The sequence below is a fragment of the Aquimarina spinulae genome, assembly GCF_943373825.1.
GTDB lineage: Bacteria > Bacteroidota > Bacteroidia > Flavobacteriales > Flavobacteriaceae > Aquimarina > Aquimarina spinulae.
In genome coordinates this window covers 1,439,473-1,456,499 of sequence record NZ_CALSBP010000002.1, presented here as the reverse complement: position 1 = coordinate 1,456,499, position 17,027 = coordinate 1,439,473, and the positions used below count along the sequence as shown (strand labels likewise).

Annotated in this window: 12 protein-coding genes; 5 read left to right on the top strand and 7 right to left on the bottom strand. The window is 32.9% G+C overall.

Features of this window, described 5'->3' with window-relative positions:
- Positions 1–15: 15 nt before the first annotated feature.
- From flxB to flxA, 3 genes are read right to left on the bottom strand one after another with little or no spacing between them, the layout of a single operon-like run.
- Entirely contained in the window at positions 16–747 is a 732-nt protein-coding gene (gene flxB / locus NNH57_RS12080) for a flexirubin biosynthesis SDR family reductase FlxB (RefSeq protein ID WP_074407517.1), read from the bottom strand.
- Between the two features lie 56 nt (positions 748–803).
- Entirely contained in the window at positions 804–1,931 is a 1,128-nt protein-coding gene (locus tag NNH57_RS12075; protein ID WP_074407518.1) for a WG repeat-containing protein, read from the bottom strand.
- Positions 1,931–3,466: a flexirubin biosynthesis tyrosine ammonia-lyase FlxA gene (flxA, locus tag NNH57_RS12070; protein ID WP_074407519.1), complete on the bottom strand. Its 1,536-nt coding sequence runs from the start codon at positions 3,464–3,466 to the stop codon at positions 1,931–1,933. Before flxA ends, NNH57_RS12075 begins: the two co-directional genes overlap by 1 nt.
- Positions 3,467–3,577: 111 nt before the next feature.
- Here flxA and NNH57_RS12065 point away from each other — a divergent pair, with 111 nt between their 5' ends.
- Positions 3,578–4,846 (top strand): NAD(P)/FAD-dependent oxidoreductase, encoded by a 1,269-nt coding sequence (locus tag NNH57_RS12065; protein ID WP_074407520.1) that lies wholly within the window; start codon positions 3,578–3,580, stop codon positions 4,844–4,846.
- Between the two features lie 107 nt (positions 4,847–4,953).
- On the top strand, positions 4,954–6,696 hold the full coding sequence (locus NNH57_RS12060) for a hypothetical protein (protein ID WP_074407521.1): 1,743 nt from the start codon (positions 4,954–4,956) through the stop codon (positions 6,694–6,696).
- A gap of 105 nt (positions 6,697–6,801) precedes the next feature.
- Here the strand turns inward: NNH57_RS12060 and NNH57_RS12055 are convergent, their stop codons facing one another.
- The 3 genes from NNH57_RS12055 to NNH57_RS12045 form a co-directional block, all read right to left on the bottom strand.
- A complete protein-coding gene (locus NNH57_RS12055; RefSeq protein ID WP_025667385.1) occupies positions 6,802–7,551 on the bottom strand; it encodes a LytR/AlgR family response regulator transcription factor in 750 nt (249 codons plus the stop codon).
- A gap of 7 nt (positions 7,552–7,558) precedes the next feature.
- The gene (locus tag NNH57_RS12050; protein WP_074407522.1) at positions 7,559–10,618 is read right to left on the bottom strand and encodes a sensor histidine kinase; all 3,060 of its coding nucleotides are present in this window, start codon (positions 10,616–10,618) and stop codon (positions 7,559–7,561) included.
- 169 nt (positions 10,619–10,787) lie between these two features.
- Positions 10,788–11,363: a hypothetical protein gene (locus tag NNH57_RS12045; protein WP_074407523.1), complete on the bottom strand. Its 576-nt coding sequence runs from the start codon at positions 11,361–11,363 to the stop codon at positions 10,788–10,790.
- Positions 11,364–11,955: 592 nt separating this feature from the next.
- On the opposite strand from NNH57_RS12045, the gene NNH57_RS12040 reads away from it, so the two are divergent.
- From NNH57_RS12040 to NNH57_RS12030, 3 genes are all read left to right on the top strand, one after another.
- Positions 11,956–12,798, top strand: coding sequence for an N-acetylmuramidase domain-containing protein (locus tag NNH57_RS12040; protein ID WP_074407524.1), 843 nt, complete (start codon positions 11,956–11,958; stop codon positions 12,796–12,798).
- Positions 12,799–12,877: 79 nt separating this feature from the next.
- Entirely contained in the window at positions 12,878–13,345 is a 468-nt protein-coding gene (locus tag NNH57_RS12035) for an RNA methyltransferase (protein WP_074407525.1), read from the top strand.
- Positions 13,346–13,420: 75 nt separating this feature from the next.
- Positions 13,421–14,764: an alanine/glycine:cation symporter family protein gene (locus NNH57_RS12030; RefSeq protein ID WP_199915403.1), complete on the top strand. Its 1,344-nt coding sequence runs from the start codon at positions 13,421–13,423 to the stop codon at positions 14,762–14,764.
- A gap of 45 nt (positions 14,765–14,809) precedes the next feature.
- Here the strand turns inward: NNH57_RS12030 and NNH57_RS12025 are convergent, their stop codons facing one another.
- Positions 14,810–16,831, bottom strand: coding sequence for an OmpA family protein (locus tag NNH57_RS12025; RefSeq protein ID WP_234423325.1), 2,022 nt, complete (start codon positions 16,829–16,831; stop codon positions 14,810–14,812).
- Positions 16,832–17,027 lie beyond the last annotated feature (196 nt).

Sequence of the window (17,027 nt, the reverse complement as noted above, 5' to 3'; positions counted from 1 at the left end):
ATATTCAGAATTAATTTACGAGTAAATTCCGCCGTTTATATTAATCACTTCACCTGTAATATATGAAGCTTTTTTGGAGGCTAAAAACGATACGATATGCGCTACTTCTTCGGCTTCTCCAAATCTATTGGCTGGAATTAACTTTTTAAGTTCTTTTTCATCTAACTCATTGGTCATGTCGGTTCTAATAAACCCCGGAGCAACAGCATTTACTGTGATATTTCTTTTTGCTATTTCTTGTGCAAGAGCTTTTGTAGCTCCGATTATAGCACCTTTAGCGGCAGAATAATTAGTTTGTCCAGCTGTTCCCTTAACTCCAGATACAGAAGCAATATTTATAATTCTACCATATCTGTTTCGTAATAATTTTTGAATTAAATGATTTGTTACATTATAAAAACCATCAAGAGAGGTGTTAATAACATTTTGCCAATCATTTTGGGTCATCCACATGAATAGGTTGTCCTTTGTGATTCCCGCATTATTTATGATGACTTCAATTATAGCGTCTTTATTATTCTCTTGCCAAGTATCTAGTTTTGTTTTTACCTGATCAGCATCAACTACATTAAATTGAATAATTTCTGCAGTTCCGCCATTGGCTTCTATTTCTGTAAGAGTTTGCTTTGCAGCAGTTTCGTTACTATTGTAATTAATTAATATATGATAATCGGTGTCTTTAGCGAGTTGTATGCAAATTGCTTTTCCAATTCCCCTCGAGCCACCTGTTATTAAAGCACACTTCATTTATTTGTAAGATGTAATAGTTATTTCAATCGATTTTAGATAAAGATTAATAAGTATTAATTAAATAATTCTAAATTTTCAAACCACAAGTTTTTAAGTATTTCTCCTTTAGTGTTTAGATAACACCAAGATTTTTTTTGTTTAACTCTTGCTAAGCCATTTACAAAACCTTTTTGTGCATTTTTTTTAAAAACAGAAAAACCACCAGCAGTAATTTCATATTTTTCTTCTATAATGAGTTCTCCTTTTGTATTTACGAATCCCCAAAGTTTTTTAGTTTTAACAGGAGCTAGTCCATCAGCACTAAATATTTCTGCATCTCTGAATTTAAAAGGAATTACAGTTTCGCCACTAACGTTAATATATCCCCATTTACCATCTTTTAATACAGGTGCTAATCCATTATTAAAAGCTCTTACTTTATCATATGCGGGCTCAATTATCCATTCTCCATTTTTATTGATAAATCCAATTTTATCATTTTTTTTGGCATAAGTATATTCTCCATTTACAGAGAAATCCCATATTTTTTGAGCTCCTGATACTTCTTTAAACTCTCCTTTAATAATCAATCCATGACGAAGGCCTTTAGTAGCTACAATTATATTGTGATAGACATTGCTCACGCCATCATAGGTTGTTTTTACAAAATAATTACCAGAAGGATCAATTAATCCCCATTTTTCACCCTCTCTTACTTTTGCATATCCATTTCTAAAATTGAATGCTTTCGAAAATTTTGGAGCTACTGTAGTCTCTCCTTTGGTATTGATAAAACCTACTTTATCTTCTTTTCGTACGATAGCAAAACCGTCTTTGAAATCATAAATTTTGTCAGAATCAACATTGGTAAGGATTTTCTCTCCTTTGGTATTGATATAAAACCATTCTTTACTTTTTAAAACGACAGCTATACCAGAACTAAAAGCTTTAACTTTATCGAAACCAGGCTCAATAACCCATTCTCCTTTTCTATTTATAAATCCCCATAGTTTACCTTTTCTTGCAGCAGCTAGATCTTCAGAAAAGTTTTTTGCAACATCTAATGTTGCGGGTATTTGCCAGTCACCTGATTTTGTAAGATAACCAAATTTACCGTCAAATTTTGCTAATGCTAGTTCTTGAGCAGATCCTACTAGCGAACAAAGAGAAATTACAAAAATTAAAAAATGTTTAGTTTTCATCACGCTTCTATGGTTTCATTATTAATAATAAAATCTTTTACTTGATTCACATAGGGGTACATAACAACATCTTCTGTAAATATAGGAACTATATTTCGTATAGCATCATACATCTTTTTTGTATTCGTAGAAACTTGATCTTTTACATCTAAATATTCTATTGCCTGAACAACAGTTATTAGTTCTATCGCAACAACTTCAAAAGCATTTTCTATAACCTTTTTTGTAATCAGGGCAGCATTTGTTCCCATACTTACAATATCTTGATTGTCATTATTATTAGGGATACTATGCACATACATCGGGTTTGATAGCATTTGGTTTTCTGCTGTAGTAGATGTAGCTGTAAATTGTACTCCTTGCATTCCAAAGTTTAAGCCTAGTTTAGCAAGATTTACAAAAGGAGGAAGTATATCGTTTAATTTAGAATTTAATAAGTAATTTAATTGACGTTCTGCCAACATCGATAATTTGGTAACCACAATTTTTAACTTATCCATTTCTAAAGAAACATAGTCTCCATGAAAATTACCTCCATGATATACGTGTTTTTCTTTAACATCGATAATAGGATTATCATTAGCAGAGTTAACTTCTTCTATTAGGATTTTTTCAATATTGTTTAAAGTGTCTAAAACCGGGCCTAATATTTGAGGAACACAACGTAATGAATAGTATTCCTGAACCTTCTCTTTAAAAACAGTTACTTCAGTTTGATCGGTATATAGATACTCTTCTCTTTTTCTGATTAAAGAACTACTTTCTAAATGCTCTCGCATTTGCTTAGCAATTTGTTGCTGTCCTACATGCTTTTTTGCATGATTTAATTCTTGTGATAAATGGTCATCATACGCTTTTACAATTTCATTAATTGCACATGAAGCCGTAATCATCCAGTTTAATAGTCTTCTGGTATAAATCGTATTTACTAACCCCACTCCAGTCATCACAGATGTACCGTTCATTAAGCCAAGTCCTTCTCGTAAAGCAATCGTAATGGGATTGATATTTTCTTGTTCAAAAACTTCTTTAGTGTTTTTTTGTTCTCCTTCATGAAACACTTCTCCTTCGCCAATAAGAGTTAAGGCTAAATGTGCTAATTGAACCAAATCTCCACTAGCACCAACACCACCATGTTCATAAATAAGAGGAGTAATATCTTTATTAATCAAAGAAGTCATAACATCTACAACAGATTTATGAACACCAGAATACCCTAGGCACAGGGTGTTTAAACGCGCTAACATAGCTGCTTTTACATACATGGGAGGAATTGGATTTCCTGTTCCCGAAGCATGACTTCTTATTAAATTGTATTGTAGTTGATTTCTTTCTTTATCGTTTATTTTGTATTGTGCCATTGGCCCAAAACCAGTATTTACACCATAAATGATTTTATTTTCAGAAAATTCTTTTAAAAAATTAAAACTTTCTTCTACAGTTGCTAGAACACTTTCGTCTATTGCAATCGATTCTTCTTTAAATATAATGTCAAAAAAGTCCTGTATTTCTATTTTCCCTTTTAGTGTTAGCATCTATATTTTGCTCAAAATTTTAATGAATAATATTTTAATAACCAAAAATAAAACAGTTATTTTGGTTTGCAAATTTATAATAATTAAGGAATTAATAAGTACAATAGTGCTATGAATGATGAAAATATTGATGTTTTAGTAGTAGGAGCAGGGCCTTCGGGATGTGTTGCAGCCTCTTATTTACATAATAATGGTTATAATGTGAAAGTTGTTGAAAAGAGCCTTTTTCCAAGATTTGTGATCGGAGAAAGTCTTTTGCCAAGATGTATGGATCATTTTGAAGAAGTAGGACTATTAGATTGCCTAAAAGAATGTGAGTTCGAAGTGAAATCAGGAGCACGATTTATTAAAGGAGAGAAGGTTTGTAATTTTGATTTTAGTAAAAAGCATACAGAAGGTTGGGATTGGACATGGCAAGTGCCTCGTGCAGATTTTGATTTGGCTCTTACAAAAGAACTTATTAATAGAGGTGTAGATATCTGTTTTGAAGAAGAAGTCGTTGCTGTAGATTTTGAAGGGAAAATTTCAAAAACTACGATAAAGGATAAAGAAGGGAAACATCGTGTTATTACTGCAAAGTATGTTATAGATTCTAGTGGTTATGGAAGAGTACTGCCCAGACTTTTAGACTTAGAACAGCCATCTGAGTTGCCAAAACACTCTTCGATTTTTACGCATGTTCAGGATATTAATAGACCCGAAGGAGGCGAAGGGACATTGATTACATTTGATGTGATAGATACAGAAACCTGGTTATGGGTGATTCCTTTTTCTAATGGGGTTACTAGTATAGGTTATGTAGGGCCAACAGAGTTTCTAGATTCATTTGAAGGTAATGCTACAGAGAAATTAACACAAATGTTACAGCGTTCGGATTATTTCTATGAGCGTTTTAAGAATGTTGATTTTATGTTTGATCCTATATCAATTAAAAATTATTCAAAATCTGTAAAACAATTGTACGGCAAAGGATATGTGTTAACAGGAAATAGTGCAGAGTTTTTAGATCCTGTGTTTTCTTCTGGAGTTACATTTGCTACCGAATCTGCATTGTTAGCGGCAAAACTTGTCGCTAAAGAGTTGCAAGATGAAGCTGTAGATTGGGAGCAAGAATATACTGGGTATATTAAAGGAGGTGTTCATGTTTTTTCATCTTATGTAAAAGAATGGTATACAGGAAATCTTCAAAAGTTATTTTTCCACCAACCAGAAAATCCACAAATTAAACGACAAATATGTGCGGTTTTAGCGGGTTATGTGTGGGATGAAACAAATCCTTTTGTTACCAAACATAATAGATTAATTAAAACGGTTGCCCATATGATAGATATGGAAACCGAAGCCGAAATCTTAGATGATAAAAATACACTGCCCAAGTAGTTTTTAATACAAAAACCGTCACTAATTACAGGCGATTCATCACAAAATATATCTTAGACTTAATGTTGTAAGAGAGGATAACTATGTTTGCGAAAAATTGAATTACAATGAAAAACAGATGTTTACTCTTATTACTATTTATTACAATTAATGTGTTCTCACAAGACCCTAAACTCTCTGATAACTTTGTCGTTGAAGTTGGGGAGAAATATGAAGAAACAGATGGGCACATGAAGGTGTTTTTTAAACACAAGGATTATGTTGTGGCCATCAATACTCAAAAATCAGATTTGGTTATTCAGAAATTGGATCCAAAAACCCTAAAGGAAATTAAAAGGATCAATGTGAAAAAATTTATGAAGGGTAAAGGCGGAAACAAAGAAATCATACAGATGGGTGATAAAGCTGTATTTTTCTATGAAGCCTGGAACGGGAAAGAAAAAATAGAATCCTTGATGGCGGTACCCATTTCGCTAGATGATTTAACCGTAGGAGATCCTTATACTTTTTTGAGCCAGCAAGGTAAAATAGTTATCGTTAGGCATAAACTTTCGGGTTCGAAACCATTAAAAATGGGGGCAGCATTTGGAGGGAAGTATTTCTTTAAAAAATCATTTGATAAACAAAAATTATTAGTTAAATATAGGTTGAAACCTAAATTTAGAAGTGATAAGAAGAGTTTTGATCGCATTGCGATGCATGTTTTTGATGCTGATCTAAAACTAGAGTGGAATCAGGTTGTAGAAATGCCCTATACAGAGAAGAAAATGAATAATGGCGATTATACCATTGATAGAGAAGGTAATTTTTATATGCTGGCTACTGTATATGAGGACGATAGTACAGATGAGAAAAAAAAGAAAGAAAAAAATGCAAATTACCATTTAGAATTATTTAAGGTACAAAAGAACACCAATACAATTATTAAAAATGAAATAGATATAGGAGATAAATTTATTGATGAAGCAGCTCTTTATGAAAACGCAAAAGGGGATATTATTATCGGCGGAACCTGTAAAAATCCAGACCAAGGGATGAAAAGAGTATCATTAGTATTTTATGAAAATGTAATAGGACAGCCTACAGGTGTTTTTACGGTCAATCTTACCAAAGAAGGAGGGGTACGTGATTTTAAAAGCTATGATTTTCCTATTGAGATGTTGACGAAACATTCTTCCCAAGGTGAGAAAAAGAATATAAAAGAAAAAAAAGAGGAAGAAGATCTAAAGCCACCTTTTTACTTATTAAAACTTAATGCTATTGTTTTAAATAAAGACGGTAGTTTTTTAATTCTAGGAGAACAACGGTATATTTTGCAAAAATCAGAAGATTATAGGTTTCACAATGTTCCAAAAATGATGAAAAGGAAGAGGATTGATGTTTTTGATGAAGATGCTGCCGTGATGGTATTAAGAGGCTTATCTTATCATTATAAAGATATCTTAACTGTTAAAATAAACGCAGATGGAACATTGGCCTGGATGCATAAGTTGCCTAAAAGACAGAGAGGAGTAAAACAAAAAAGATCTATGTCATATACTCATATGTTTGCAGGAGATCATCATTATTTATTATATCTGGATAATGTAAAAAACTTAAACTTGCCAGAAGATAAAGTTCCTCATCAACATACAGATGGGCAAGGAGGGTATTTTACCACTTATATTATTAATGATAAGACTGGTGAGGTCAAAAAAGAAGCATTGTTTAATACTCGGGATATTAAAGGTATAGAAATGGAGCATTTTGAAACCGATAAAATCCTACCTCTTTCTGATTCTGAAATTTTAATCGAAGGTTTTGATGGAAGAAATAAAGATTTTCTGGTAAAGGTGAGCGCAAAAGAGTGAGAAACCATCGAATTTTTTTATGACCTAACAGATATCAAAATAATAAGACAGCCCTTCAAGGTTTTAAAACCTTGAAGGGCTGTTATAAAAATTATACAAACTAGATTATCTATGTAAACGATCTAGAATTTCCATTACTTCTATTTTTTTTCGTACCGAAACGGGGATATTTTCTCCGTTTTTTAGCATAAGATACCCTCCGTCAGTTTTGATAAAGGCGCTAATACATTGTAAGTTAACAAGGTGACTTTGGTGTACTCGCAAAAATTGATAGTTCTTGAGCATGTCAGAAAAATATTTCAATGTCTTGGTTACAAAAATTTTCTGTCCATCCTGAAGATAGAAAATGGTGTTATTACTATCAGATTCGCAACGAATAATATCATCCAAATTTACGATGATGATTTTATCGAGAGTATGTAGTGAAATTTTGTCTGGTTTTTGCTCTGGGGCAGATAATGTGTCTTTTAGGATGTTAAGACGTTCTTTGTTGGGTTGAATCTGTTCTTTTGCTCGGGCAATAGCTTGAGCTAATTCTTCATTTGAATATGGTTTTAAGACATAATCAATAGCTGCAAATTTAAAAGCTCTGATAGCAAACTCGTCACTGGCTGTAACAAAAATGATCTTTGATTTTAGGTCGGGAAATATTTCTAATATGTCAAATCCAGTGCCATCGCCCAGCATAATATCTAAAAAAAGAATATCAGGTTGTGTATTGCGTAATGATTTTGCTGCCTCAACTACACTTTGGGCAGTATCAACTACTTTTATTTCTGGATGATTCGCTTTTAGGTCACTTTTTAAAAGCTGAAGTGCATCAGGCATGTCTTCTACGATAATTGCTGTAAGCATAATTGTTTTAATAGTCGGTTTGTAATGGTATTTTAAATGTAATCTCTGTTCCTGCCACAGAATTGCCGTTTAAGAGGATTTCTTTTATATGTAGGGAATCCTTTCCCGAAATTGATTCAAGTCGCTCTCGGGTCACTGTAAGTGCCATAGATTGATGATCTGTATTGGTTTTGTTCTTTTGTGATTGAAAAATACCTTGCCCATTATCTAATATAGTACAGTGTAAGTGTTCTTCGCTAGTATGAAATAATACTTTTAACTCACCATCTCTGCTTCCTTTTAAAATACCATGCCTAACCGCATTTTCTACAAAGGGTTGGATTAACATGGGCGGAATAAGAATTTCTTCGGGGTCAAAATCAGAATCTATAGAAATATCATATACAAATGGTTTGCTGGCCATTAATTGTTCTATTTCAATATAATGTTTTAAGGTCTGTATTTCCTGATCTAGGGTTATATGATCTTTTCTAGAGTTGTATAGAGTTTCTCTTAATAAAGTGGCAAATGTATTTATAGTAGTATTCATACGATTGGGATTGTTGGTTCCCATCGCTTTTATACCATTTAATGCATTAAATATGAAATGAGGATTCATTTGTAAACGCAATGCTTTTTGTTCTAATGATAGTAAGTGATTTTGCATTTGTAGACGATTACGTTCTTCCCGGTTTTTTTGTTTCACTCTTCGGATGTAAGATAATGCATATCCACCTAAAATCAATACAATTATTACTAATACAGTTAATTGAAACCAGGCTTTTTCATAGATAGGACTATCAATAAAAAAGCGAAACATAATAGGATCACTTTCTTCCCATCTATAATTTCGGGATTGTGCAGAAAAGTAATGTGGTCCATATGCCAATCCGGCAAGATTTTGTTTGTGATCTGATGACCAGGGGCTCCATTCAGAATTGTTCAACCTCCATCGATATTCTACATCATTAGGATGATCAAGATCAATAGTTTTATAGCTAAATGATAATTCTGTTTGATTTGGCTTCAGTTTAAGAACACTTTTGTTATTTACCCAAGCTCCCAACTGTATAGAATCAACACTGCGATAAGCAACTTCTACGTCTTCAAAATGTATACTAGGCTTGATTGTAGCTTTAGTAGTTTCTGTTGGTTGATATTTGGTTAGCCCATATATTGCTCCAAACCATAGATTGCCATGATCATCTTTGGTAACAGCATTAAGACAGGTTTCAATCCCTAAGAAGCCATCATTTCTTCCAAAATGAAAAACATCTACAATATCATTTGATTGATTTAGCTCAATTCTATCAACTCCTCGTTCACTCCCTGCCCATAGATTGTTTTTGTCATCAAATATCATTTGATAAATATTGTCTGAATAGGGTTTTTTTCTTCCTTTTAATTTTTTGAATGTGATCTTCTTATCAAGATCAGACCACCAAATCCCTCTTCCTGCTGTCCCGAGGTATAATATGTTTTTGTGAAAAAGTAATGTGCTAATTGCCGTCTTTTGGTTTAAAACATTGCCTAAGTGCGTAACTTTATTTTTTTCAATATACCCTAGATGCCCATTTTGAGTAGCATACCAGATTTTGCCAAGAGAATCTTTTTTCATGTCCCTTATTTGCAAATCTTCAATACCACTTTTTCGGGTAAATTTCTTTAAAGACCTTATTCGTTTCTTTTTTGGGTCGTATATAAATCTGGAGACCCCAGCAGAATATGAGGCAACCCAAACAGTATTGTCTATTACTTGTATAGTTCTTATCCAATCTGATAATAAGCCTTTGTCTCTGTCAATAATGTGATTTTTACTAACTGTAATTGTAATCGTATCTGTAGTTATAATTGGATCTTCATCTAATTCTTTGCTATTAGTAGTATCTACAACAATACTGTCAACTTGCATGATCTCTTTAAAGAGAATCCCTTTACCTTCTGTACCAGCCCAAATGTTTCCGGAGTTATCACTGGTTATGGTTTTGATTTTTACATCAGATAAACGTTCTTCCTGAGGTATATGATGAATCCCGGCAGAATCGATTTTTACCATTCCTGCTTCTGAATTAGATGTCCAAATACCATTTTTTGCATTATGAACAGCATATACACGATTACCTTTTAGTCCAGTGTTTTGGTCATAGTGTGTAAAATTATTCTGAAAATATTTATAAAACCCTCCACCAGATGTAGCAATCCATATATTAGATTGAAGATCTAAAATACTTTTTCGGGTGTGTGAAACAGATAGGCCATTTTTTCGATTAATTTTCTTTTTTAGAGTATGCGTTTCAAAGTCCAGTATGGTAATTCCGTCATTATCTGTAGCAAACCATAACTCATTATTACTATGTATTGAAATATTTGTTACCCGAACTGGTTTTTGAATCCATTGGTTACCATATGTTTTTGCATTTGTGTTTAGTACTAAAATCCCTTGATTAAAAGCAGCAGCAAATACTTTGTTATTATGAAAGATTGCCGCTGTAAAATCATATGCGCTATGTCTTTCTATGATTCTTGTACCTTGTTTAATGTGATTTAGTTTCCAAAGCCCTTTATTGGTTGCAACCCAAAATAGCTTACCATCAAAAACAATATCATTAATAATACTGGTATTGATTTTTGGATTAAGATTAATCTTAATTAACCCCAGATTTTTTCGATATTCATAAATGCCAATATTGGTGGCCAGATAAGTCTTGTTGCCTATCAAACATATTTTGTTAATTCGGGGTCCTTCAATGTTAGTGAATTTATTCTTGATCTTGATACTAAGCCCATTTTTTGTACCGATAAAAAGACTGTCATTTACAAAGGCAAGAGAATGAATATAGTTTGATTGTAATCCATCATTTTCATTCCAGGTTTTAAACTCTTCGCCATTAAATCTAGAGAGCCCTCCTCCTTGAGTGCCTAACCATAAGTATCCTATTTTATCTTGTACAATATCATAGACTTGTGATTGAGGTAGTCCATCTTCTAGAGTATATGCTCTAAGTTGATTGTTTTGTGCTGATAATGAGCCGATAATATTCAATACCAGGAAAGAAACAAGATAGATGTATTTATAGTTTAAGTTCACAAGAGATTTGTCTGGTTGGTAACAAATATAATCAAACTGCTTTTTTCTGGGATATAATTGATTTAAATGTAAAAAAAAACCGACACCACCGGTTAAGGCGTGTCGGTATAATAAACAAAAGTTTCCCCCTTTTTGTTTATTAGATTGAGATTACTGTTAGGATTAATAATTAGTACCCTGTGATAGCATTTGTTTTTGAATCTTCAACAATGCCATCTTTCCAGGTAAAACTTTGTTTTAAGTTTACATATTTAGTATTAGTTGTTGTTGTTTGATAAAATGTTTGTGTTTGTAATATGTTATCTTTTATGCCGTATTCCTGATTTGGAAATATGTATTGAAAATCGGTATCAGAATTTTCACAATACACATTTTTAAGTTCAGGCAATGCTACAATTGTGTTATCTTCTTTAAGCATGTAGTAATATGCTTCTACATGAGCACAACATGCTAGATACTCGACTTCCATCTTAATTACCTTAGAGATCCCTTCTAGTCCAGGGTTCTCTAAGGTAGTTATAAAGATATCCTCAAAAAGCTCTGTGTCTTCAATCGTAAGAGTAGATATTTTATCTAAATTTTCTTCTCCCGAACGAACCAGATTAATAACATATGAGGGGTGTTTTTCTCCACGGTCCATAATTTCGGTAGTAACCAAAAACTCTTGAGTATCGGCAAAAACTTTTTGTGCATGGATACCTTGAAAACTTTGAAATAGAATAATGATTATGGCAACATTTTTCATAACAGCTTATTTTGAGGTTGGCTATTTTATATAAAAGTAATTCCTTATCTTATTCTTGAGGATGTGCTTTTAGTATTCGTAATGATTCAACTAGAATTCGTTTTTTGTAACATAAAGCCATCCCTTAGTGATTTTATATTCTAATACTTTATAAGATAAGAGACAAGAGTGTTTTAGTAAGCTGTATGGTTAATTATTTAATGAATTTATCTTTTCAGGTTTTATAAAATTTTTACTGCTTTTGATTTACGCCATTTACTTCGAGATTAGATATAAGTGTTTGATAATGTGACGAAATCATGAAGCTAAAATTAGCTTTAAGGTGCTGTTTTTTTTGTATCTTCACAAGAATTACCCTTACAAAATTTAGATGTTAGACATCTTTTTAATATAGATCATCTCTTATGATCAAACAAAGATGTGCATGTCTATCTATTAATAGTTAGAGAAAATAAAAATCAATATTCCAGATATTCAGTTTTTGCTAAACATGTTTAGAGAATTTTGCGTTTAGTTATAGACTATTTGATACTTACCTTCTGTTTTAAATAGAAGTTGACTCAATACAGAAAAATCTATAAAATATAAACAAATGAAAACAATACGGTATCGTTCGAACGGACAGGATGTTCATTTTTTGGAAGAAATTTTAACCACACTGGGATATCAAGTATATGTGTCTAATTTTTTTGGGAAAGATACAGATACAGCTGTCAGAGATTTTCAGGCCAAGCATAACCTTGTGATAGATGGTATTGTTGGGCTTAAAACCTGGTCTAAACTTATTGAAGTAAAAAATGACTTTATTGCATTTAACGATAAGCTCTTGTCTGAACAAGATATCGAGGATTTTGCAGATCTATTTGGGTTAGAATTAGCAATGGTAAAAGCAGTTAATGAAATAGAAAGTAATGGAAAAGGCTTTTTGGTATCTGGTAGACCCAGAATTTTGTTTGAAGGCCATATTTTTTGGAAAGAATTAGAGAAACGAGGAATAACCCCATCTCAATATGTTTCAGAATATACTAAAAATGTGCTATATGAGAAATGGACAAAAGTACATTATAAAGGCGGGGCTGGAGAGTATGATCGTTTAGAAAAAGCTGCTGGGATGTCTGATGACCCAGCTTTTCATGAAGCAGCATATAGTTCGGCATCATGGGGGGCTTTTCAAATCATGGGATTTCATTATGCGAACTTAGGTTTTTCTTCTATAGACCATTTTGTTTCAGAAATGTATGATCATGAAAGAGAACACCTTAAGGCTTTTGGTAAATTTATAGAAGCTACATCTTTTAAAGGTAAAAAATTACTGGATTGGATAATAGAAAAGAACTGGGCAAGATTTGCCGAAGGGTATAACGGATCAGGCTATAAGAAGAATAAGTACGATACCAAACTAAAAAATGCTTACCTAAAATATAGTAGTAGTTAATCGAGATTGTATAATAGAATTAAATTTGTTTTTAAGTTGTGTTCCCAGAACTATATCTCAGTTTTTCTATTTTTGCCTTATGATTGATAATTTCGAGAATGAATTTTTTGGGATCGGTATTCAAAATGGTAAAACACCAGAGAACCTTGGCGTATTATGGCGTTCTGCACAAAATATGGGAGCTAGTTTTATTTTTACGATAGGTAATCGATATGCAAAACAAGCCAGTGATACTCATAATGCGGTAAAGGCCATGCCGTATTTTCATTACGATACTTTTGAGGATTTTTACCAACACCTACCTAAAGGAGCAATGTTGGTAGGAGTAGAGCTAACAGATAATGCACAATCTCTAGAGACGTTTAGCCACCCAAAACGCTGTGTGTATTTACTAGGAGCCGAGGATCATGGATTATCTAAAATAGCTATCGAAAAATCACAGTTTTTAGTTAAATTTAAATCCGAATTAAGCATTAATGTGGCTGTAGCGGGAAGTATTATTATGTATGATCGTGGTGTTGATAAACCCAGATTTATAAGAGCGTAGATGCTGTAATTTTTAGATTGAAGGCATCATATCTAATTTTTGTCACTACATTTATAACCACTATCCTTATTGTTTATGTTTAAAATAATAGAAGACTTTATTGCTGATTTTAGCTCCTGGGTATGGGACTGGCCTTTATTGGTATTGCTTATTGGTGGAGGAATATTTTTTCTTATCTATTCTAGATTTACACCTTTTTTCTATTTCAAACATGCGATCGATGTGTTGCGAGGTAAATATGATAATGAGCATGCGCCTGGCCAGCTTAGTCATTTTCAGGCATTATCTTCTGCAATTGCAGCTACAGTAGGTATGGGTAATATAAGTGGTGTAGCGGTAGCAATTGTTGCAGGTGGCCCAGGGGCTGTGTTCTGGATGTGGATCAGTGCTTTAATCGGTATGGCAACCAAGTTTTATACCTGTTCACTAGCGGTAATGTATCGATCAGAAGATGATAAAAGGGCTTTACTTAGTGGTCCTATGTATGTAATCACTAACGGCCTGGGAACCCAATGGAAACCCTTGGCCATACTTTTTGCCTTGGCAGGATTGGTCGGTACATTACCTGCGTTTACTGCAAATCAACTAACTCAAACATTAGTAGATGTTTTAGATTGGGATGATGGTTATAAATGGTATATCGGGATTGTCTTAGCGGGGTTTGCTTCGCTGGTCATTATGGGAGGAATAAAAAGAATTGGGGTTGTGGCCAGTAGATTGGTTCCTTTTATGGTAGTGCTATATTTTATTACTGTGATTACTATTTTGGTATTACAAATAGAAAAAATACCAGATATGTTTATGCTAATTTTTTCTGATGCATTTTCTGGAAAAGCAGCTGCAGGAGGAGCTTTAGGGTATTTGATTAAAACAGGAGTAAAAAGAGCTGCATTTTCTAACGAGGCAGGTATAGGAACCGCTCCTATGATGCATGGTACAGCAAAAACCAATGAGCCTATTCGAGAAGGATTAGTGGCAATGATTGGTCCGGCAATAGATACATTACTGGTATGCACATTAACTGCTTTGGCAATACTTTCTACAGGAGTATGGCAAAACTCTAATGGTAATGGCATATCCCTTACTTTAGAAGCTTTTAATTCTGTTTTGCCATATGGATTGGGGGATATTGTAGTGGTTATTATGGTTTTGGTGTTTGGACTTTCAACATTGTTTTCATATTCTCATTATGGTACTACATGTTTAAGCTTTTTAACCAAGCCGAAGTATGGTAAATATTATAATTACTTATACATAGTATCGATTATAATTGCCGCAGTAGTAAAAATAGAATTTGCGATTAATCTTATTGATAGCGCTTTTGCTATAATGGCAATCCCTACAGTGATTTCTGGATTATTACTGGCTCCAAGAGTAAATGCCAGAGCTAAAATCTATTTTGAAAAATATAAAGTATAAACTATTCTTTAGTGTGTTTTATTAGACCAGATTTCCACGAGAAGATTATATTTTCATGATAATAAACTCACTTCTTCTGTTTTCCTGATGCTCTTCTTCTGTGCAATCGACTCCATCGGCACATTTATTAATCAATCTTCTTTCTCCATATGCTTTACCAGGTATGCGTCGCCAATCAACATTGCCTTTTCGCACGATATACCTTATTGTGGCTCTCATTCTTTTTACACTTAACTTTTTGTTGTACCAATGACTGGATCTACTATCAGTATGTGAGCGAACTTCAATTTTTAATTTGGGATACTTGTTCATTGCAGAAATTATTTTTTGAAGCTCGACTTCGGCTTTTGGGCTAATTTCATAATCATCCAACCCAAAATAAATAGGTTCTAATTGTAAAATTTTTCCCAGATCATCACCAACAGTAACCTCTACTGTAGAGGATAATACTTTTTCTGAATCTATATTTGTTAATGAAATTGGTAGATTATGAATAAATTCAAAAACATCTGTAGTTTCTAATGTAACTTCTTTAGGGATGAAATTTTCGAGCTGTGCTCGTATCACATATGATGTATCACAAGGTACTTTGATTTTGTATTTTCCTTTTAGATCAGAAACAGCTTGATATAATATGTTACCACTATTATCCAATACTATAACGTCTGTTCTTATAAGTGGTTCGCCAGTTACACTATCTGTGATTGTGCCATCTATATATTGCATGCAAGAAGTGATCAGTTCTTCGACTTGCTTAAAACTGTAGATGTCATCATTACCTTTACCTCCTTTTCTGTTACTAGCAAAATACCCTATTTTGGTATCTTCATTTAATACAAAGGTAAAGTCGTCTTTAGAGCTATTTACAGGTTTACCAATATTAAAAGCATCAGAAAAACCAGATTCATTAGGTACAGAAACAAAAATATCTAATCCGCCTAGACCTACATGACCATCACTAGAAAAGTATAGTCTTCCACTGTCACTGATATAAGGAAAAGTCTCTCTGCCTTCTGTATTTATGTTACCTCCTAAGTTTTTTGGTTCGCCATATTTTCCACCTCCTAATACATCTACCACAAACAGGTCAGATTGCCCCAAAGTACCTGGCATGTCACTGGCAAAATAAAGTTTCGTCCCATCAGCGCTTAAGGAAGGATGAGACACAGAATATTCGTCACTAGAAAAAGGTAATTCTACGATATCAGTCCATATTCCGTCTTCTAGGGTGGCCTTATATAATTTTAGGAGTACAACCCCCTTTTTACTCGTTCCTAATTTGTTGTTGGTGTAGTTGTTTCTTGAAAAATATACAGTTTCTCCGTCTTTACTAAAACTGGTAGATGACTCATGGAATTTTGTATTTATTTTTCCTTTAAGTTTAACAGGATCTTCTAAAGTAATCTGATCTTCTTTGATATTTGAAGAAAAGATATCTAAAAAAGGCATTTTATTCCATTTATGAAGTTTTGAGTCATTAATGCTTTTGCTTCTTGATGAAGCAAAGACAATTTGATTTTTGTTATTGAAACTAGGTGCGTATTCTGAATTTTTTGAATTAATACTCAAAGGAAATATGTCATATTTACCCGACTGCATTTCGATAAAATCTAAGTAATTTCTTTTTTCTATAAAAGATTTGGCTCGTTTGTCATTTCCTGTAATAGCATAGAATTGATCCATAATCCTATCGGCTTCCTTGTAGCGTTCAACACTTTTTAAGCTTTGTGCATATCTAAATAAATATTCGGGATTAAGATCCTCTGGATAGGTTTGAATAAGCTTTTCATACCATCCTACAGAATCTTCAAGATCTCCTGTAAAATAGAACGAATCTCCTAGTTTAGAGTATAGATTTTGAGAAGAATATCCGCGTTGAGCCACATCCATGTAGATTGCTCTGGCATCTATATATGCAAATGCTGTAAAACTTTGATCTGCTTTAGTTATCTGTTTATCCTGATCTTGAGAAAAAAGCTGCGACGATGTTATGAAAATGAGTATGTAGAAAGAAATGAGATTTCTTCTTATAAAAATTGAAGTAAAAAATAAGGTGTGATTTTTCAAACGATCCCAGAATTTAATGTTAAAAACTTGTTTTCACGGGGTATTTGAAAACATACTGGAACTAAATTTAAGAAAAATTCAATTAAAAATTCAATTCAACTCCTTTATTTTAATAACTACTTTTTGTAGGAAAATGTTAATAAAACAAGGATGTATGTAATAATTTTATGATCTGTTGTTTTCTTGCTTAATATTC